17 protein-coding genes and 1 pseudogene are annotated in these 18,440 nt (G+C 69.5%); 10 read left to right on the top strand and 8 right to left on the bottom strand.

Annotated elements, in window-relative coordinates:
• Nucleotides 1–2: 2 nt before the first annotated feature.
• The 4 genes from OG956_RS39890 to OG956_RS39875 form a co-directional block, all read right to left on the bottom strand.
• On the bottom strand, nucleotides 3–215 hold the full coding sequence (locus tag OG956_RS39890) for an MbtH family protein (protein WP_330343255.1): 213 nt from the start codon (nucleotides 213–215) through the stop codon (nucleotides 3–5).
• A gap of 83 nt (nucleotides 216–298) precedes the next feature.
• On the bottom strand, nucleotides 299–919 hold the full coding sequence (locus OG956_RS39885) for an LmbU family transcriptional regulator (RefSeq protein ID WP_330343254.1): 621 nt from the start codon (nucleotides 917–919) through the stop codon (nucleotides 299–301).
• 40 nt (nucleotides 920–959) lie between these two features.
• Nucleotides 960–2,099, bottom strand: coding sequence for a 50S ribosomal protein L11 methyltransferase (locus tag OG956_RS39880; RefSeq protein WP_330343253.1), 1,140 nt, complete (start codon nucleotides 2,097–2,099; stop codon nucleotides 960–962).
• The gene (locus OG956_RS39875) at nucleotides 2,096–2,611 is read right to left on the bottom strand and encodes a flavin reductase family protein (protein ID WP_330343252.1); all 516 of its coding nucleotides are present in this window, start codon (nucleotides 2,609–2,611) and stop codon (nucleotides 2,096–2,098) included. The genes OG956_RS39880 and OG956_RS39875 overlap by 4 nt, the downstream gene beginning before the upstream one ends.
• A gap of 360 nt (nucleotides 2,612–2,971) precedes the next feature.
• Here OG956_RS39875 and OG956_RS39870 point away from each other — a divergent pair, with 360 nt between their 5' ends.
• The 5 genes from OG956_RS39870 to OG956_RS39850 all read left to right on the top strand — a co-directional run bounded on the left by OG956_RS39870 (nucleotide 2,972) and on the right by OG956_RS39850 (nucleotide 9,684).
• On the top strand, nucleotides 2,972–4,405 hold the full coding sequence (locus OG956_RS39870) for a DHA2 family efflux MFS transporter permease subunit (RefSeq protein WP_330343251.1): 1,434 nt from the start codon (nucleotides 2,972–2,974) through the stop codon (nucleotides 4,403–4,405).
• Nucleotides 4,406–4,713: 308 nt separating this feature from the next.
• Nucleotides 4,714–6,138, top strand: coding sequence for a cation:proton antiporter domain-containing protein (locus tag OG956_RS39865; protein ID WP_330343250.1), 1,425 nt, complete (start codon nucleotides 4,714–4,716; stop codon nucleotides 6,136–6,138).
• A gap of 132 nt (nucleotides 6,139–6,270) precedes the next feature.
• Entirely contained in the window at nucleotides 6,271–7,641 is a 1,371-nt protein-coding gene (locus tag OG956_RS39860; protein WP_330343249.1) for a cytochrome P450, read from the top strand.
• Nucleotides 7,642–7,672: 31 nt separating this feature from the next.
• Nucleotides 7,673–8,668, top strand: coding sequence for a terpene synthase family protein (locus OG956_RS39855; protein ID WP_330343248.1), 996 nt, complete (start codon nucleotides 7,673–7,675; stop codon nucleotides 8,666–8,668).
• On the top strand, nucleotides 8,665–9,684 hold the full coding sequence (locus OG956_RS39850; protein ID WP_330343247.1) for a polyprenyl synthetase family protein: 1,020 nt from the start codon (nucleotides 8,665–8,667) through the stop codon (nucleotides 9,682–9,684). Before OG956_RS39855 ends, OG956_RS39850 begins: the two co-directional genes overlap by 4 nt.
• A 274-nt stretch (nucleotides 9,685–9,958) precedes the next feature.
• Here the strand turns inward: OG956_RS39850 and OG956_RS39845 are convergent, their stop codons facing one another.
• Nucleotides 9,959–11,035, bottom strand: coding sequence for a pyridoxal phosphate-dependent aminotransferase (locus OG956_RS39845; RefSeq protein ID WP_330343246.1), 1,077 nt, complete (start codon nucleotides 11,033–11,035; stop codon nucleotides 9,959–9,961).
• Entirely contained in the window at nucleotides 11,032–11,682 is a 651-nt protein-coding gene (locus OG956_RS39840; protein WP_330343245.1) for a 2OG-Fe dioxygenase family protein, read from the bottom strand. The genes OG956_RS39845 and OG956_RS39840 overlap by 4 nt, the downstream gene beginning before the upstream one ends.
• 207 nt (nucleotides 11,683–11,889) lie before the next feature.
• On the opposite strand from OG956_RS39840, the gene OG956_RS39835 reads away from it, so the two are divergent.
• The gene (locus OG956_RS39835; RefSeq protein ID WP_330343244.1) at nucleotides 11,890–12,630 is read left to right on the top strand and encodes a Clp protease N-terminal domain-containing protein; all 741 of its coding nucleotides are present in this window, start codon (nucleotides 11,890–11,892) and stop codon (nucleotides 12,628–12,630) included.
• Between the two features lie 82 nt (nucleotides 12,631–12,712).
• Here OG956_RS39835 and OG956_RS39830 read toward each other — a convergent pair whose 3' ends face one another.
• The gene (locus OG956_RS39830; RefSeq protein WP_330343243.1) at nucleotides 12,713–13,738 is read right to left on the bottom strand and encodes a GNAT family N-acetyltransferase; all 1,026 of its coding nucleotides are present in this window, start codon (nucleotides 13,736–13,738) and stop codon (nucleotides 12,713–12,715) included.
• Between the two features lie 788 nt (nucleotides 13,739–14,526).
• On the opposite strand from OG956_RS39830, the gene OG956_RS39825 reads away from it, so the two are divergent.
• The 4 genes and pseudogenes from OG956_RS39825 (at nucleotide 14,527) to OG956_RS39810 (ending at nucleotide 17,612) form a co-directional block, all read left to right on the top strand.
• Nucleotides 14,527–15,204, top strand: coding sequence for a transcriptional regulator (locus tag OG956_RS39825; protein WP_330343242.1), 678 nt, complete (start codon nucleotides 14,527–14,529; stop codon nucleotides 15,202–15,204).
• Entirely contained in the window at nucleotides 15,201–15,791 is a 591-nt protein-coding gene (locus tag OG956_RS39820) for a hypothetical protein (RefSeq protein ID WP_330343241.1), read from the top strand. Before OG956_RS39825 ends, OG956_RS39820 begins: the two co-directional genes overlap by 4 nt.
• A complete protein-coding gene (locus tag OG956_RS39815; protein ID WP_330343240.1) occupies nucleotides 15,791–16,999 on the top strand; it encodes an MAB_1171c family putative transporter in 1,209 nt (402 codons plus the stop codon). The genes OG956_RS39820 and OG956_RS39815 overlap by 1 nt, the downstream gene beginning before the upstream one ends.
• 155 nt (nucleotides 17,000–17,154) lie before the next feature.
• Nucleotides 17,155–17,612: pseudogene (locus OG956_RS39810) on the top strand (transposase family protein).
• Here the strand turns inward: OG956_RS39810 and OG956_RS39805 are convergent.
• Nucleotides 17,561–18,385, bottom strand: a complete 825-nt coding sequence (locus OG956_RS39805) for a nucleotide sugar dehydrogenase (RefSeq protein ID WP_330343239.1) — start codon at nucleotides 18,383–18,385, stop codon at nucleotides 17,561–17,563. The pseudogene OG956_RS39810 and the gene OG956_RS39805 overlap by 52 nt on opposite strands.
• Nucleotides 18,386–18,440: the final 55 nt, after the last annotated feature.

Genomic DNA, 18,440 nt, shown 5'->3' with positions numbered 1-18,440 from the left:
GCTCAGCCCTCCTGAGCCGTGCTCGCTGCGACGGCCTTGCGCACGCTCAACGGCCGTATGTCGGTCCACACGTTTTCGATATGGGCGAGGCAGTCCTCCTTCGGACCACTGAATCCCGCCTCACGCCACCCCGTTGGCAATTCCTTTTCCTTTGGCCAGATCGAGTACTGCTCCTCGTGGTTGACCACCACGGAGTATTCGTCTCCACCCATCATCCCGATACCTCATTCCACACGCCGGAGTAGGCTGTGACCAGCGACAGCGGATGCTATTTATGGCCCTTCTCGGGCGTCAAGGTTCAGAGGGGCAGGTGCCGTTGACCGACACCGACGAGATCGCCATGCTGAAGAAGCTCCACCGCTTCCCTGTCGAGTACTCGCTGAATCCACTCGTCGAGTGAGGTTCCGGCTCTGCTCGCGGCTTGTTCCCAGCGCCGCATTCGTTCGGCCGGCGCTTTGAGCGTGACGGTGGCAGCGGTGACGTCCTGGATTCTGTCGCCGGTCGCCTTGCTTTCCTTGATATTCCGGCGCAGTTCGGTGACGGACCATCCCTCCTGCTCGGCACGGTCGAGCCACAGCTCCTGTTCTTCCTCGGTCAGGGCCGCGACTTCGGCGTGGTGTTGCATGCTCAGCGTGTCCCGTCGACGGGACACGTCGAACTTCCTTGCCACCCAGGCGTAGTTCCGCAGTGTCTTGTAGTGGAGCGAGCTCGCCTCGATTGCTCGTTTGTACCGGTCCGGGTACCGGTTCTGCCCGTAGATGAGCCAGTCGCCGAGCCACCAGGACGAGGCGTCCGTGATGGAGAATATTTCGACACCGATCGAGATCCATGCCTCGAGGGGAACGGCCCGTGGAAAGGTCAGGCTGGTGCGTTTCTTCTGCACCTTCACCGAAGAGACACCGGGGCGTCGTACGTTCATGGGAATTCCCCCGTTCATTGCTGTACTGGAACAGACCGGCTCAGGAAGAAATCGAGACGATGGCCGGTGTGACGTTGCGGATACCGCCCCTCTTGAGGGACCTCACCAGGGACTCCGCTTCCGCGCGGTCGCCGGCGAGCAGACAGCCGGGCTGGATGCGGAGTCTGTCGATGGCGTCGGCGGGGACGCTGAGGGCGGGGTCGGCCACCTCGGTCACCTTCACTCCGGCGAGCGGGGCGGGGCCGCCAAGCCACTCCGCCACCACGTCCTCGGCACCCTGCAGGCGATGCGGCACAGGGACGATGACGAGGATCTCGGCCAGCCCTCCAGGGGCGGCGAGCGCTTTGGGAAGGCACTCGACGACATCCTTGACGAGGCCTGACGCGTCGAGGACGGGAGCGTCCCCGGACGGGTCCGGTCGGCCGGGGGCGCGGCCGGGCGCGTTGAACAGGACGTGGTCGACGGGACCGAACTCCTCCAGTCCCGCGCGGAAGTCCCCCACCTCGAAGGCCGCTTCGCGTCCGGCGAGAAGCGCGTTCAGGCGGGCGTAGGCCACGGCTCGCGGATCGATGTCGATACCCGCCACGGACGCGTAACGGTCGGAGCGGTGCAGCGCCAGAACACCGGACCCGGTGCCCACGTCCAGGAGTCGATTTCCGCGGGGTGCGGTGTTCTGCAGCAGAAGCAGGGTGCTGGCGTGCGGGGGCATCACCGGGTCGAAGGCGCCTTCGGCCTTTTTGGCCATGACCGGGTACCCGTCGAATTCCGCCCGGCACTCGAACAACTGATCCGAGAGGTAATACGCTGACCCGAGCGGCGAGATGGAGACACGGGCGCTTATCTTTCCGTCGGCGTCCTGCACGATTTCAAGGGCGTCGAACGCGGAGCGCAGGGTACGGGAGATCCGGCGCTCGTAGAGGTCGAGCGCGATCTCGCCGTTCCTGACGAACAGTTCCGTCAGCACGCCCGCCGGGTCGGCGGAGAGTTCGTTTGCTCGGTCTCGTGACCAGAGGGAGTAGAGGGCGGAGTTGCGCAACAGGTCCGTATCGCCGGCCGCTCCGAGAAGTGATGCGGCGGAATCGGAGGTGAATCCATGTGCCGCCAGTTCGTCACCCAATCCGTGCAGGGCGGAGGTGAAGGCGGGCGATCTGGTCGCCGACGCATCGATCCAGGGAATCATGGGGAGTCCACCTTGTGAGTCGACTGAACGAACTGACGGTCCACATAGAGCAACGGGTTTGATTCCTGCGGGGCCAGACGCACGTCCACGACAAGACCGATCAGCAGAAGATGGGTCGAGCGGTCGACGACCTGGTCGAGTTCGCAGACGAAACTCGCCGGGGAATCCGCGAGCAAGGGCACACCCGGCCGTTCCTCGCGCCACTCCCCGTAGGAGAAGCGGGCTTCGCCCCATACTCCCGAGATCAGTCCGGCGAACGCCTCGGCGACGGGCCGCTGCCGGGCGGACAATACGTTGACGGCGAAGGCCGGGGCCGTCCGGACGGCCGCCCCGAGACGGGTGTCCTTGTTGATGCACGCGACGAGCGACGGAGGGTCCGCCGTGAGGGAGCAGACGGCGGTTGCCGTAAGACCGCACGGCTCACCGCTTTTCGTGCTTCCGCTGATCACGCAGACCCCGCCGGCCAGGCGCCTCATGCCCACGCGAAAGTCGTCAGAAGGCCGTTGGATCACCGTGACTCCCCCGACGTGCACGTTGCTTGAGCACGTCCTCGAATTGACCCGTACTGGCAATCGATTAGAGCAACGCTGGATGTTGGCTGGAAAGAAACAGCCCGCTCGCGACTCGGGCCTTCGACGCCGCGCGTCGACCCGTCAAACACAGGCGGCCGACCAATGGCTCGATCCTGGCGGGAAGTGACCGGATTCCAGCTACTCACATGCGCACAAGCTGATCTGACGGCACGTCAGAGATTCGTCCGTCCCGAACGAGAGCCTGACGCCGAATGGCAAGGCAGCCTTGACAAACTCGATTTGTCAATCAAACATTGCCAAGTCCTGCCTGCCGTCGACACGCAAGGAAGCGGATCGCGCATGAACGCCTCTCCCCCCACCCCCCTGCGTTTCCCGCCCGTGTTACGCCGGGTCGTCCTGGTGACCGTGCTCGGCTCGGTCATGACGTACCTCGACGCGACGATCGTCAACGTCGCCCTGCGTTCCCTGTCCGACAACCTCGACACGTCGCTGGCCACGATCCAGTGGCTGGTCACGGCCTACCTCCTGGGGCTCGCGGCCGTGATCCCGGCGAGCGGTTGGGCCGCGGCCACCTTCGGGGCCAAGCGGGTGTACGTGTTGTCCATCGCCGGCTTCACCGTCGCCTCACTGGCCTGCGGACTCGCCCAGAACGTCGAGCAGTTGATCGCCTTCCGCGCCCTCCAGGGCGCCGCCGGCGGTCTCGCGCTGCCGATCGCCACGATGATCATCGTGCGGCTCGCGGGTCCCGAGCGTCTCGCCCGCGTCATGAGCATCAGCGGGATCCCGACCCTGCTCGCCCCGGTGTTCGGCCCCGTGCTGGGCGGCTTCCTGGTCGAACACGCGGGCTGGCACTGGATCTTCTACATCAACGTGCCGATCGGGGCGCTGACCGTCGTCCTCGCCCAGTGGCTGGTTCCGGCGGACACCGCGCAGCAGGGCGGGCGGCTCGACGTCCCGGGCCTGTTCCTGATGTCCCTCGGATTCGCGGCCCTCACCTACGGTCTCGCCGAGATCGGTACGACCGCGCGCGTGATGTCCGCGCAGGTGCTCGTCTCGCTCGCCGTCGGCGTGGTCCTGATCGCCCTCTTCGCCCTCCATGCGCTGCGGGCCGCTCAACCCCTCGTCGACATCCGCCTGTTCCGCAACAAGCTCTATTCGGCGGCCCAGCTGACCAACGTCTGCCTCGGCTCCGCGGTCTTCGGATCGGTCATCCTGATGCCGCTCTACTTCCAGATCGTGCGCGGCGAGGACCCCGTAGCCACGGGCCTGCTGCTGATCCCCCAGGGCATCGGGGCCGGTTTCGCGATGATGGTCAGCGCCCGGCTGACGGACAAACTGGGCAGCGGACGGGCGGCCCTCCTCGGCGGCGCCGTCAGCACCGTCGCCACCGTCCCCTTCCTGGTCATCGACGCGGACTCCTCCTACTGGTTCCTGGGGCTGGCCATGGTCTTCCGCGGCTTCGGGATCGGGGCGTGCGCCATCCCCGCGACCACCGCCGCCTACCGCGTCATCCCTCCGGCCAAGGTCAACGACGCCACGATCCAGATCGGCATCCTGCAGCGCGTGGGCGGCTCCACGGGCACGGCCCTGTTCGCGGTGGTCCTGCAGAACGAACTCGGCTCCGCGGGCAGTGCGACGGCACAGGCCTCCGCCTTCGGCACCACCTTCTGGTGGGTCCTCGCCACGGCGGTCCTGGCCACCGCACCGACCCTGTTACTCACGGCGGCCGAACGCCGCGCGGCCGTAGCCGTAGCCGTACCGGAGAACGCCTAGCCGACCCCCGAGGGGACCGGATCACTGGCCCCTGGGCCTGCCGCGTTCCCGCGTACGGCACCCTTCGCCCACGGGTGTTCGCGCATCGACGCCCACGTCGCCGGCACATCGGACGACGTGGGCGTCGTCATGTGCGGACGGCCCTGTCCGCCGGCACATTCCTGGACCCGGAAGCAGACCGTTCGCTACCTTCACGCTTCGTCCGGCAAGGTCGCGGAGCCTGCTCGGCTTTCCCAACTACGCGACTGCCCAGGCTGGTTGCAGCGCTGCGCGCTCCTGGCCCTCCGACTCCCATGGACGAGGTGAATGTGACGCAACGTGCTGTCGAGAAGGACACCTCCCAGTCGTCCGCCCGCGACGGCGGGGGTTCTTCCTCTGACCGCCGTCGTGCCCTCGGTTACGGACTGCTGGTCGTCCTGCCCCTGCTTGCCGCCGCCGTGCTCCTGGTCTCCCACGGCGACCGCCCGGTCCGCGCGGCTGCCGGGAGTCCCGACAACCACGCGGCCGCGGCGCTGTTCTTCGCCATCGCGGTCGTGGTGGGCGCGGCCCGGCTGGCCGGCCTGCTCGCGGCACGCCTCGGGCAGCCCCAGGTCATCGGCGAACTCCTGGCGGGCATCACGCTCGGACCGACGGTGCTGGACCGCCTGGCCCCGTCCGTCCGGGCCTGGCTCTTCCCCCAGGCGGCTGTCACCGGCATCAACGCGCTGGCCCAACTCGGGCTCGTGCTGTTCATGTTCGGCGTCGGCCAGGAGGTCGTACGCAACAGCCGTGACCGGGCCGGTCGCGACGGCGGCCTGATCGCCCTGACCTCTCTCGTGCTGCCGTTCGCGGCGGGCACCGCCGTCGCCCTGCCGCTGGCGTCGCGGTTCGCGGGCGCCGCCGGTGACAGTCTCACGTTCGCCCTCTTCGTCGGCTGCGCGCTCAGCATCACGGCCTTCCCGGTCCTCGCGCGCATCCTCACCGACCTGGACCTGATCCGAACGCGCACGGGACGCCTCAGTCTCTTCTCCGCCGCCATCGGTGACGGCATCTGCTGGCTGCTGCTGACGGCGACCCTGCTCCTGGCCCAGGGCGGTGACCTTTCCTCGCTGTGGCGGCCGGTGCTCCTGACGCTGCTGACGGCCGTCGTCCTGCTCGGTCCGGTACGCGCCGGACTGGCCCGTTACCTGGTCCACGGCGACCGGCCGCCGAAGGCCGCGTTCGTGCTGATGATCGCCGTCGTCGGTATCGCGGGTTCGGCGGGGATCACGGCCCTGCTGGGAATCCACCAGCTCATCGGGGCCTTCCTCTTCGGGCTCGCCTGGCCGGCGGCACTGCCTCCCGAGACCTCCGTCGTCCCCTCGCTCGGCACCATGGCGCACCTGCTCCTGCCGTTCTTCTTCCTGGGCTTCGGTCTGTCCGTGGATCTGGGCGACCTGCCGCTCACTGCCGAGACGCTGGCCGTCGCCTGTCTGCTGACGGCCGTGGCGATCGTCACCAAGGTCGGCGGTGTCGCCCTGGCCGCCCACTTGTGCGGGATGGGCCGCAGGGAGGCGGCGACCCTCGGCCTGTTGATGAACGCACGAGGACTCACCGAACTGGTGGTGCTGGGCATCGGCCACGAGGCCCGGCTCATCGACGGCGAGATGTTCGCCATGCTCACCGTGGTCGCCCTGGTGACCACGCTGATGACGGGCCCGGGGGTACGGCTCCTGGCCGGACTGCGCGGACCGGGACGGGAGCCGACGCCATGACCGGCCACGAGCGGCCGGCGAGCGGACGCGGAATCGCCGCGCCGCCCACCCTCGCACCGTTCATCCCCGCGCCGCCCACCCGCACACCGCGACCACCGTCCGCCTCCTCTTCCCCCAAGGGGCCGCTGCCTCATGACACCGCGAGAACTTCCCGTCGCCGGAGCCCGCAACCTGTTCGGCGGCGCGCTCGCCTTCAAACGCGACCAGCTGGGCTTCCTGGCCGAGAACATCCGCCGCCACGGCGACCTGTTCCGGTTCAGTCCCCTCGGTGTCCCCATGGTCCTGGCCAACCACCCCGACCACATCCAGCACATCCTCGTGGACGGGGAGGAGCGCTACGACAAGGATGCGACCATCTTCAAGGTCGTCAGACCCGTGCTCCGCAACGGCCTGATCTCCATAGCCGACAAGGAGCAGTGGAGCCGCCAGCGGCGCATGATGGCGCCCCATTTCACCCCGCGCACGGTCGCCGGGTTCGCCGAGAACATGACGAGTGAGACCGTGCGCATGCTGGAGCGCTGGGAGCGCCGCCCGCGTTCCGCCGGTGACGTCCTGGACGTCACCGACGAGATAGGCCAGCTGGCGCTGCGGATCGTCAACCGATCGCTGTTCAGCGCCGACGTGAGCCGGGCCGCCCAGGCCTTCGAGCGCGCCTTCGCCGCCGCCAACAACGTGCTCGGCTCGTTCTTCCGGTTCCCGTTCCCGCCGCTGAGCTGGCCCACCACGCGTCGCCGTCGGCTGCGCCGCGCCATCGACGACATGGACCACTTCGTATCCGGCGTGATCCGCGAGCGACTGAGCGGCGAGGGCGCCGGGCAGACGAACCCGCAGCGGCCGGACCTGCTGACGCTGCTCCTGCACAGCGTGGACGACGACGGCACCGCAATGGACCTGGAACAGCTCCACCACGAGGTGCTCAACCTCTGCATCGGCGCCTTCGAAACCACGACCAACACCCTCTCCTGGGCGTTCTACCTGCTGGCACGGCATCCGCAGGCAGAGCAGCGCCTGCACGCCGAGGTCGACCAGGTGCTCGCGGGGCGCGTCCCGCGGTTCGAGGACCTGCCGCAGCTCACCTACACCCGCAGGGTCATCGACGAAACGCTGCGTATCTACTCCCCCGCCTACCAGACCATGCGGCACGCGCGCGAAGAGGACGTCATCGCCGGCTACCGCATCCCGTCCGGCAGCAACGTGCTCCTCAACAGCTATCTGCTGCATCGGCACCCGGAGTTCTGGCCGGACCCGGATCGGTTCGACCCCGAGAACTTCGCGCCGGAGCGCGTGGCCGCGCGGCCGAAGCACGCTTACATCCCCTTCGGCAGCGGCCGGCGCGTGTGCATCGGCAAGCACTTCGCCCTGACCGAACTGACGCTGGCGCTCGCCACGGTGGCGCGCGGACACCGGCTGCTGCTGCCGGACGGTGCGCCCGTCGTGGAACCGGAGCCGCTGATCACACTGCACCCGCGCGGCGGGGTCCACCTCCGCCTCGTACGCCGCTGAAGCCCCCCACCCCCTCTCCCCTGGAGCTGCTGTGATCGACGTAGCCTGCCCGTTCCCCTTCGCGGTCAGCCCGCACGCCCCACAAGCCCGTGAGCACCTGTCGATCTGGACGCGGGACACCGGCCTCCTGCGCGGTACCCGCGCCCGGGAACGCTTCGAACGCGCGGACTTCGGCTGGTTCGCGGCACTGGTCTATCCGACGGCCGACGCGGAGACGCTGAAGCTGATGGCCGAGTGGTTCGCGTGGCTCTTCCTGGTGGACGACCAGCTGGACGACGGGGACTTCGGCCGCTCCCCGGAACGCATGGCGCAGGCGGTCCGCCTGATGCGGCGGATACTCGACGATCCGTCCGCAGAGCGGGGCACACCCCTGCCCCCGGCGGCCGACGCGCTCGCGGACCTGTGGCGCCGTACGGCGAGCCGGGCGTCGCCGGCGTGGCGCGGGAGGTTCGCGGACCATCTGGAGCAGTGCCTGACCGCGGCCACCGTCTGGGAGGCCGGGAACCGGATGCGCGGGGTCGTGCCGTCCGAGGACTCCTACATCGCCAACCGGCGGCACACCGGCGCCATCTACGTGTGCATGGACCTCATCGAGATCGTGGAGCGGGTGGAGGTCCCGGCCGAGGACTACACCGCGCCCACGTTCCGCACCGCGCTGGACGCCGCCTGCGACGTCGTGTGCTGGGTCAACGACGTGCACTCGCTGTCCAAGGAGCGTTCCCTGGGCGAGGTCCACAACCTCGTCCACGTCGTGGAGCACCACCACCGGCTCGACGAGCGCCAGGCGCTGGAGGCGGTGGGCGCCGCGATCGCGCAGCGCACGGAGGTCTTCCTGGCCGCCGAGGAGCGCCTGCTGCGGGAGCACCCCGACGACGTGCCGTGGCTGCGTCCCGCTCTGGCGGGGATGCGGTCGTGGATGCGCGGCAACCTCGACTGGTCGCGGCGCACGCAGCGCTACGCGTCCGGTCCGGCGGAGGGCGATCCTCGCAGCTACCTGGAGGCCGACCTGATGGACGTGCGCCCGTGACCGCCGTCAGCGCCGAGCAGGACGTGTGGGGTCTGCTGTCCCAGGTCCGGCAGCTGACGGAACCGGCCCTGCGCAAGGCCGTACGACGGCTGCCCGAGCCGACGCGTGCCGTGGCGGAGTACCACTTCGGCTGGCGGGACCAGGGGGGCAACCCGGCCCCCGGAGACTGGGGCAAGGGGATACGCGGAGCGCTGGTCGTCGCCTCCGCGCGGGCCATGGGCGCCGATCCGGAGCAGGCGGTACCGGCGGCCGCGGGTGTCGAGCTGGTCCACAACTTCTCGCTCGTGCACGACGACCTCATGGACCGGGACGCGCTGCGCCGCAAACGCCCGGCGGTGTGGTCCCTGTTCGGCGACGCGCAGGCCGTGCTGACGGGAGACGCGCTGCTGGTCGTGGCGATGGAGGTGCTGGCCGAGGACCGCACGATGCTCGGGGAGCTGTGCGACGCGCTGCTGGCCCTGGTGGCCGGACAGAGCGCGGACCTGGCCTTCGAGCAGCGCACGGACGTCGATCTCGACGAGTGCCTGGCCATGGCCGCCGGGAAGACGGCCGCGCTGCTGTCGAGTGCGTGTGCGCTCGGTGGGCTGGCGGCGCGGGCGACACCGCGGCAGACGAACGCCCTGCGCCGGTTCGGACACCACATGGGGCTGGCCTTCCAGCTCGTCGACGACCTGCTGGGCATCTGGGGCCGCAGCTCGGTCTCGGGCAAGCCGGTCGGGGCGGACCTCAGGCGGCGCAAGAAGTCGTTGCCGGTCGTGGCGGCGCTGCGCGCAGACGTGCCCGAGGCCTGGCGGCTTGCCGAGGTGTACCTGTCGGGGACCGGGCCGCTCGGTGAGGCCGAGATCCGCGAGGCCGCCCGTCTGGTCGACCGGGCGGGCGGGCGCGCCTGGGCGGAACAGGAGGCACAACGGCAGCGGGACAGGGCCCTGGCGGCACTGGCGGCGGCCGATCCGGAACCCGAGGGCGCCCGGACGCTCACGTCGCTCGCCGAGGTGATCACCCAACGCCACTGGTGAGTCGGACCGGCGGCATCTCCCGGCGGTGTCGAACGTGACGTTGCCTGCGGGGGCGAAGGGGTTGGCCTCGGTCACCAGCAGGGGGCCCTCGGCGACTCCCTGGCCTCCAGCGCCCATCCGCGCCACGGCCCGGCCGGCACTCCACCGTGCCCGGCCGGGCCGTGGTTCCGGGCCGCGGCACGCCGCTCCGGTCCCGTCCACAGGACACGCCCGGTCGTCGGGCGCCACGGGGAAGCGCGCGTCGGCCCGGCCACCGGCCTGCGCTGCCAACGAGTCAGTCGATGTCGGCGAGGACCTTGCCGAGTCGTTCCAGGCCCTCCTCCAGGACCTCCGCCGGTCGTGCGAAGCTGACGCGGAGTGCCTTCTCGGCGCCGAAGACCTCGGCCGGCATCACCAGCGTCCGGTGGTGCTCCAGCAGCCGCTCGGCGATGTCCCGGGAGGAGGACGCGGCCAGGGTGTTCACCCAGGCGAAGGGGGTGCCCTGCGGCGGGACCAGCCGCACGGTGTCGCTGTGCCGATGCGCGAACTCCCGCAGGGTCCGCAGACCGGGTTCCACCAGGCGCCGGTAGCGGTCGACGTGCTCCGCGCGGCGCAGCAGCACGAGCTCGGCCGTACGCTCCCAGACCAGGGAGTTCGAGACCGTGGTGTAGCGCTTGTAGTTGACGACTCCTTCGACGACGTCGGCGGCGGCGCACACCCATCCCAGCCGCAGGGCGGGCATCCCGAACACCTTGGACAGACCCGAGACCGAGATGGCCCGGGGGTGCCGGTGGACCACCGACTCCCCGAAGTCCAGCAGGTACTCCTCGTCGTTGACCACCCAGATGCCCCGCTCGGCCGCCACCTCCATGACGGCCGTGAAGTCGTCGGGACCGAGCACGCAACCGGAGGGATTCCCCGGGCTGTTGAGGATGATCATCCGGGTGTGCGTTCCCAGGGCCCGTTCCAGCGCCTGAATGTCGAAGCGGGTGCCGGGCGGCCAGGGCAGCACGGTGACGTCGCATCCGATGTGCCGGGGCACCTCCCAGGCCTGCTGCCAGCCGGGGCTCGTGGTGACCACGTGGTCGCCGGCCCGGAGCAGCGTGCGGTACAGCAGGTAGAGCGCCTCCTGGGCGCCGTGCGTCACGGCGACGTGATCGGCGGAGACGGCCGCGCCGCCGTACATGTCCGCGATCGCGCGCCGCAGCTGCGGCCGGCCGCGGTCGAGGCTGTAGTCGAGCTCCCATTCCGGCTGAATTTCCAGATCGCCGAGGAGCTGGAACTGCACGCCGCTTTCCGCGAGGTCGATGTCGTACCTTCCCTGCGCCTCGTCGAAAAGCCAGTGCTGGATGGCGTACTCGGATATGCTCACGCGCTCTGCTGCCTCTCTCTCGTCAGGTCGAAGGTGACCACGACCACATCCCGGTGGGCGATGGCGCCTGGGAATTTCGGAGTGATGGGGCTGACGTAGTGCACGACCCTGCGGTCGTCGAGATAGAGCGTTTCACCCGGCGCCATCACGCGGTCGAGCAGCAGATCGCCTTCTGCGTCCCCTTCGCGGACGAGCGAGATACCACCGCTCACGTTCTCGGCGGCGACCACGGTCACTGCGACACCGTCGAACCCGTCGCGGTGGAAACCTTCTGGAGCGGGCAGGCCGACCTGACCGTCACCAGCGACGATGCGGATCTGGTGGCAGCCGATGACGAAGTCGTCGCTCCCGATGAGCTTCCGGACGCCACGGTCGCGGACCAGTTCCTCGGCGAACTCACGAACCGGCTTTCCGAGCGGACCGAAGCGCCGCTCGATGCCGCCCGCATAAGTGTTCACTTCCTCGCTCTGCAGGAAAGCAGAATCCTCCTGCCAGAAGATCTCGTCGCCCTCGATCCGAGCGGTTCCGAACGCCCGGAATCGAAACGGGATCCGTGACTTCACATACTCGTCCGGAGCCAGGCCGTTGAAGCTCAGAACAAGATCGTCAGATATTTTTCCGCACGTATTGAAAAGAGCCAGACGCATGCATGCGCTCCGCATTCCCGACGAATCTTGACGCCAATGTTCACCGAGTCGAACACAACGCGCTCCGAAGGGTCAAGAATTGGTCTCACCAACCGCGGGCCGACCGCATCGCCCCCCCCCGTCACCCTGGCCGGAATCCGCATCCTCGCCCCCACCGCAGGCAAGCCAGGCTTGACAAACCGGCAACTGTCAATGAGTACTTGCCTCATGACTCTTCCCGACCTTGACGATCTCATCGCCGAAGTGGACAGGACCTGCGACTCGGCCCATCGCCCCGGGGGGCAGGACCAGCCCGACTGGCTGGCGCTGCTGACGGTGGCCGCCGGCATCTCCGGCCAACTGCAGGCGCTCGCCGACGACCTGGTGGAGGACTACGTCGAGCACTGCCGCATGCACGGCGTCTCCTGGGCCGACATCGGGGCGGCCCTCGGCGTCACCCGCCAGGCGGTCCAGCAGCGGTTCCACGCGCCTCACAAGCGGTACACGCCCGAGATGCTGACCGAGGGCCTCCAGCACGCCATGACGCACATGAAGCGGGCGGCCGTGCAGCACCGCAACAACTACCTGGGGACAGAGCACCTGCTGTACGGCCTCACCGCGGAGGAGGACGGCGTCCCGGACAACACGGCGGTCCACCTCCTGCGCGCGGTGGGCGCCTCGCCGGAGAAGATCCACCGCGCGGTGGAGTCCCGGCTCAGCTGGGGAGCCTCCCAGGCGGCCGAGCGCATCGCGTGGACTCCGTTCTCCCGCAAGGCCATCGCCATCGCGGAGGAGCGGGCGACGCAAGGGGCTTCCTCAGCGCTGATCGACTGCGATCATCTGCTGCTCGGGCTCGCCAAGATCGGCCGGGGCCTGGCCGCGACGGTGCTGAGCGAGGCCGACATCACCCTCGAGGCCCTCGAAGAGGCCTTCGTCCAGGGCAAGTCGGCCTCGCCCCAGGCCGGCTGAGTCCGCGGACCTGCCGGGCGCGGCGCATGGCGTCAGGCGGCCCCTCGCCCGACGGGCGCCGGGGACCGCGCGGCGTCCATGGTCAGGTCGGCACGAGGTGGGGTGTGTTGAGGACCGACAGGGTGGAGGTCCACTCGGGTTGGTACTGCCCCGCTCCGCGCTGTTCGGGAGCCGGCGTGCGCCCCAGATGCAGCATGGTGAACCCTTTGCGGGTCAGGTCCCCGATCAGGTACCGCAGCAGAGCGTGGTCGGGGGCGAGGTGCCGGTATCCGGCATCCGTCACCGGCACCAGGGAGTAGCAGTGCCGGCCGCGGGTCAGGCACAGCCGCGCCGCGACCACCGTGTCGTCGACGGCCAGGGTGGCGATGAACGTCTTCGTCGCGTCCAGTCGCCGCAGGACGGATCCCCAGTGCTCCAGACCACCCACCGGCGCAGGCCCGGAGAACAGAGGGTCGTACCAGCGGGACGGACGCAGGGCCGCGATGACTGCGTGGGCATCCAGCAGGGTCTGGGGGTGGTGCGTACGGGCGTACGTCACCCGGTGGTGCGCGGCCGCACGGTCCCAGGCGCGCTGTCGCCGCTGGTGTTCCCGTCGTGTGGAGCGGGACAGAGCGGCATAGACGAAGGGCAGCCGGACGCGGGCGGACCTGGCGTTGACGCGGTTCCATCCGACACTCTGGGAGATCTGCGTCAGCGACCGGCCCAGACCGCTGGTGGCGGGGACGTCCGACATGCTGATGCCCTCGCCCCCCTCCTCGGTCAGCAGCATCAGGTGGAACACGAACGAGGCGGCGACGGCGGGGTCGTCCGCGTGCGGACCGACGGGGCGGATGCACTCGGCGTACGGCGCCGAGAGCGGGACGATGCGCGTGTCGGCTCCGTCGTCCTGACGGGCGAGGGCCAGAGCGGCCAGTGGTCTGCCGGTGGGTGACGTCGAGACGAGCACGACGGGTGTCATCGCCGGCGCGAGGTGCTGCGCCCAGGCCGTGAGCCAGATCGGCGACTGGAACGGCGTGGCGGCCGCGTCCTGTGCGTACAACTCGCGCCAGGGGCCGCCGAGGAAGTCCATGGCCTGCGACCCGGTGTACATGCGTACGGCGTGTGTCACGGTCGTCCTCTTGCTGTTGGTGGGAGGGACGTGGCGCACGGGGGAGGGCGGAGCCCTGCCGCCGGTGGCCCGGCTGGTGCGGTACTCGGTGACGGAGGTGGACCACGACGACGGCTCTGTGGGGATGCCGTCTGCGGCCTCCGCTCCCCATGGCGCCCAAAGGCGCCTGATACTGCTTCAGTTGGCCGTGGCCGATGCCGGCACCACGGCGACCGACCGGAGCAAGGCCCGTTCCGGACGGGTGAGAGGCGCAGCGGCGCCGCGGCGGCGGGCGCCTTCACGGCGAACCGAGCGCTCGTCACTCGGCCGTCTCATGTCCTGCGCGTCGTACGGCAGACGGCGGCCTGCGGCCGCACCACGAGGCCGTCGCCCGGCACCCCGTGAGCACGGCGCACGGCACGACGATGCCCGGCGAGAACCTCGTGACAAGTTCATGCCAGGCCAGCCCGCCATGAGGACACCGAAGACGACGCACTTGCCTCTAGGGGCGTGTGAACGCCCTTTGAAGGCGGCTGAAAGAGGTGGGCGGGCTCCCGCTCGTGCACCCGGTTGCATGCATGCCGAATCTCCCCGTTAGGTCGTGGCGGGCCGCGCCCGGAGCTGTTTGCCTCCGGGAAACGGACGGCCTGCCTTCGCTGGCCGGGATACTGCTATGTGCCCCCGGCAACTGTCAACGATCGTTTTCGAGTTGGGCAGGCATCGTTGAGAGCTCCGCCGGGGATGCGTAGGCTGAGCAGAGCGCATCATTCAGCTCGCCGTGTCAGACCCCCGACCCTTGGAGTGCATCGGTGGAATCCGCGCCGTCTCTCCCCGAGACGCTCCGGCGTATCGAGGCGCACATCCAGGACCGGGGTCTCCAGCGATCCGAAGTGCTCAACCCCCGGGAACTGGCGGCCAGGACGGCATTGCCGGAGACCACTGTCCACGTCCTGCTCCAGGGCGGCACACCGCCGGCCGACACGGTCGGCGACCGGGTGCGCTGCCGCATCAAGGCCCTCGCGGACGCCCACATGACGCGTCACGGCGGGCGAATGTCGGATCTCGCCGGTGAGATCTCCCGGCGGTTGGGGGTCTCCGAGTACTGGGCGCGACAGGTCTGCGACGGCAGGAAGGTGCCCAGCGTCGAGTTCCTGCACGGCCTGGTTGACTTCTTCGGCGTCGAGGGAGGGGAGTCGTTCTTCACCGCCCCGGCCGCCGAAGCGCTCAGCCGTGTCCTGCTGCCCGTTCTGCGCCGCCTGGACGACCCGGGAGGCGGGTACGCGCAGACAGCGTCGCCGGCGGACACGCAGGAGACGCTGGAGGAGGTGCTTCAGCGGTTCAGGGACCTCGACGAGCAGGAGCAACTCCGGGCACTGATGCGTCAGTTCGGGGTCGATCCCGATGCGGTCGCGTTCCGTGGAGGGCGGCGGCCCTCACCCAGCCAGCTGGCGGCCCTGCTGATCCTCGCGCTCAAGGACGACGAATGAGAGCGAGCAGACCGCAGCAGCGACCCCTGCCCCCGAAGCGGTTCCTGCCCCGGCTGGTCCGCGACACCGCTCGCCGGCTGACGGCGCCGACCGAGCCGGAGGCGTTCCTGCGTGCCGTGTGCGAGACGCTGAGCCCCCGTCTGGACCGGCCGGTCCGGCTGAAGTTCGTGCGCTTCCCGCCGGGTCTGGAGCTCTCCGGGGTGACCTTCGCCAAGGCGGACGAGTACGTCGTCGTGGTGGAGGACGGGGTACCCGGTCACCACAAGCTCGTGATCGCCGGGCACGAGTTCGGCCACTGCTACTACCGGACGCTGGACGTGCACTATCCCGGCGGGCTGCCGACCGCCGTGCGCAGCCTGCTGTCCCGGCCCGACGCCGACGTCCCCTGGGACCGCGTCATCGCCATGGCCACCCGGTCGCCCGCCGCGACGGACCCCGTCGCCGAGTGGGAGGCCGAGGAGTGCGGCCTGCGTCTGGCGGCCGCGTTCCACAAGGTCATCGGTCCGCAGGCGACGCCCGGCCGACCGACCCAGGACACCCTGACGGAGCGCCTGTCGTCCTCGCTCACCCACCTCGGCGGACTGTGATGCGCTGGGACTTCGCGGGCCACATCGCCTCCTACGCCATTCCAGCTGTGCTGGGCACGATCGCCTTCGCGATCAAACTGCCTCTGCTGAGACGAGCGTGGCAGGACCCGATCCTGCGGGCCACGGCCCTGCTGCTCGGGCTCGGCGTGGTCACCTTCGCCTCGCTCCCGCCCCGCCAGCTGCACCGCATCAACGACATCACCGGCATCCCCAACTTCGCCGCGCCGTGGGCGTACTCGCTGATCACCGCCTACTGCGGCGCCTGCCTGTGGCTGGTCATCCTGTGGCGCAAGCCGCCCTCCGCGGCCCGGCGCCGCCAGACCCGCCTCGTGGGGATCATCTACACCACCATCATCGTCGGCCTGTGGGTGACCTTCCTCCTCGGCGACCACCGCGTCGAACGGCTACGTGATCTGGACACCTACTACGCCAACACGCCCTGGATGCGCGAGCACATCGTGCTGTACCTCGCCGCGCACACGGTGTCGACCGTCGTCACCGCCGGGATCCTGGGCGCCTGGTTCAAGGAGATCGACCGGGCGTGGCTGCGCCGCGCCGTGGTGTGCCTTCAGCTCGCCTACGGCCTCGGGTTCGTCTACGACGTCTTCAAGATCTGCGCCGTCGGCGCGCGCTGGACGGGCAGGAACTGGGACTGGCTCTCCACCTACGTCGCGCCGCCGTTCTCCATGGCCGAGGCGTTCCTGATCGCGGTGGGCTTCATCATCGGACAGGTCGGTCCTCTCGCCGAGGACCGGTGGACCATGTGGCGCACCCACCGCCGCCTGGAACCCCTGTGGCGGCTCATGCAGACGATCAGCGCCTCGCCGGCCCCGGTGACGGGCCGGGTCAGCGGTACGGCCCTCCAGCTGGAGCTGCGCAAGGCCGTCATCAACGACGGTCTGCTCCGACTCGCGCCGCACCTGAGCACCATCCGCCGTGAGCAGGCCAGGAGCGCGGCCTTGGCGGCCGGTCACCGCGAGGCGGACGCGCGCGACATCGCGGGCGCGGCCGACGTCCTCACGGCGATCGACACCCTCCAGTCGGCCCGCGCAACAACGCCTGCCGGCCTCCCCCTCGCCGAGTCCGCCACCCCCACCAGCCGGATCCCGGACGACGAACTGGAGTCCGTCGCCCGCGCCCTGCGACTCCACGCATCCGCCGTCGAAACGATCCGCCGCCGCATGGCCACGACGAAGGGACCGGCCTGACCGCCCTCACAGGGCCGGGACATCCGAGAGGTACCCCGAATGGACTTCACAGCCGATCTCATAGCCGAGACCTACGCGCGCTCGGCACCGGGCCGTGGACCATGACGCCCGTCACCCGTGGCGCACGGGGCCAGATCTGGAAGCAACGGGTGTGGATGGAGACGTTCACGGGGCTGCGGGTGACGCAGTTTTCCGGTCTGTTGAGGGTGGTGCGGGAGCGGGGCGGCAACGGCACGCTGCGGGGACGGCCGTGGTCGTTGCCGTTGGCCGAGCGGGTCCTGATGGTCGCGGTGTACTACCGCACGAACCTGACCATGCGGCAGCCTGGGCCCGAGGGCTCAGCGAGCACTGACAGGCGTGACCGTGCTCGGTGACGGTGCCTATCTCAACTGCGGGATGGCGGTGCCGCACCGCAAACGCCCCCGGGCGACCCCTGCTGAAGGGCGAGGAGGACGACAACGCCGAGCACCGCAGGGTCCGTGCCCGCGTGGAACATGTCATCGGCCGGATGAAGAACTACAAGATCCTCCGCGACTGCCGGCAGCGCGGCGACGGCCTCCATCATGCGGTCCAGGCCGTCGCCCACATGCACAACCTCGCCCTCGCCTCATGAGCAGACGGCCTCGTTCGCCGCCCTGACCTGCCCGAGCGCAGCCTTGTGCAACACCCTTCAGTGGTTGATGAGCGTTTTACCCTCCTCGGCCTGGGTGCAGGCGGACATGGCTCGGTGGTGGCCGGTTCCTCGCCACGGGGTGAGAGCCGCGGGTATGCCGATGGCCACGACCGCGCCGGTGACGGCAGTGGGGAGGCTGGCTGCGGCCAGACCGACCGCGCCGGCAAGGCCTTGACCTGCTCCAGGCAGCCTTCCGTGAGCCCGGCGACGATTTTCGGGGTGTTCTCCAGCCGCCACTGCGCATTGCCCGGGTCGATGCGCTCAGGGCTGAAGCCCACGTGGAAGTGGACACCCGCGACCAGGCCGGAGCCTTCCTCCAGCAGCGGGATGAGGACCTCTCGGGTGGTACCGGGATGGGTCGTGGATTCCAGCACCACCGTGGCGCCAGGCTGCACGTGCTGCGCCAGGAGGCGGCCGGCCTCACGCACGCACGACAGATCGGGAGTTCGGTCGGTCAGCGGCGTAGGCACCGTGATGACCGCGAAGTCGAACCCTTTCAGCTCCGCGGGGTCGCCGGTCGGAAGGTACTGGCCCGAGTGCAGTGCCTTCTGCAGCCGGTCGGAGCCTATGTCCTCGATGTAGGAGGACCCTGCGGCCAGTTGCTCACAGCGGCCGCGGTCGGGTTCGAAGCCGGTCACGGTATGACCGGCTTCTGCAGCTCGTAATGCCAGGGGCAGGCCGACATAGCCCTGCCCGAGCACACAGATGTGCATGGTGAATTCCCTCGTGTCGGACCTGCCCGCGAGCGGGCAGGCCGGTGAACGGCAC

It is taken from the genome of Streptomyces sp. NBC_00557, assembly GCF_036345995.1.
Classification (GTDB): Bacteria; Actinomycetota; Actinomycetes; order Streptomycetales; family Streptomycetaceae; genus Streptomyces.
This window is presented reverse-complemented; position numbering and strand designations above follow the sequence as displayed.

Excerpts from the sequence above, each read along its gene's own strand:
- OG956_RS39835 (WP_330343244.1), top strand. The coding sequence starts at position 11,890 with ATGACTCTTCCCGACCTTGACGATCTCATCGCCGAAGTGGACAGGACC.
- OG956_RS39815 (WP_330343240.1), top strand. The coding sequence starts at position 15,791 with ATGCGCTGGGACTTCGCGGGCCACATCGCCTCCTACGCCATTCCAGCT.
- OG956_RS39890 (WP_330343255.1), bottom strand. The coding sequence starts at position 215 with ATGATGGGTGGAGACGAATACTCCGTGGTGGTCAACCACGAGGAGCAG.
- OG956_RS39860 (WP_330343249.1), top strand. The coding sequence starts at position 6,271 with ATGACACCGCGAGAACTTCCCGTCGCCGGAGCCCGCAACCTGTTCGGC.
- OG956_RS39840 (WP_330343245.1), bottom strand. The coding sequence starts at position 11,682 with ATGCGTCTGGCTCTTTTCAATACGTGCGGAAAAATATCTGACGATCTT.
- OG956_RS39880 (WP_330343253.1), bottom strand. The coding sequence starts at position 2,099 with ATGATTCCCTGGATCGATGCGTCGGCGACCAGATCGCCCGCCTTCACC.
- OG956_RS39870 (WP_330343251.1), top strand. The coding sequence starts at position 2,972 with ATGAACGCCTCTCCCCCCACCCCCCTGCGTTTCCCGCCCGTGTTACGC.
- OG956_RS39885 (WP_330343254.1), bottom strand. The coding sequence starts at position 919 with ATGAACGTACGACGCCCCGGTGTCTCTTCGGTGAAGGTGCAGAAGAAA.
- OG956_RS39805 (WP_330343239.1), bottom strand. The coding sequence starts at position 18,385 with ATGCACATCTGTGTGCTCGGGCAGGGCTATGTCGGCCTGCCCCTGGCA.
- OG956_RS39820 (WP_330343241.1), top strand. The coding sequence starts at position 15,201 with ATGAGAGCGAGCAGACCGCAGCAGCGACCCCTGCCCCCGAAGCGGTTC.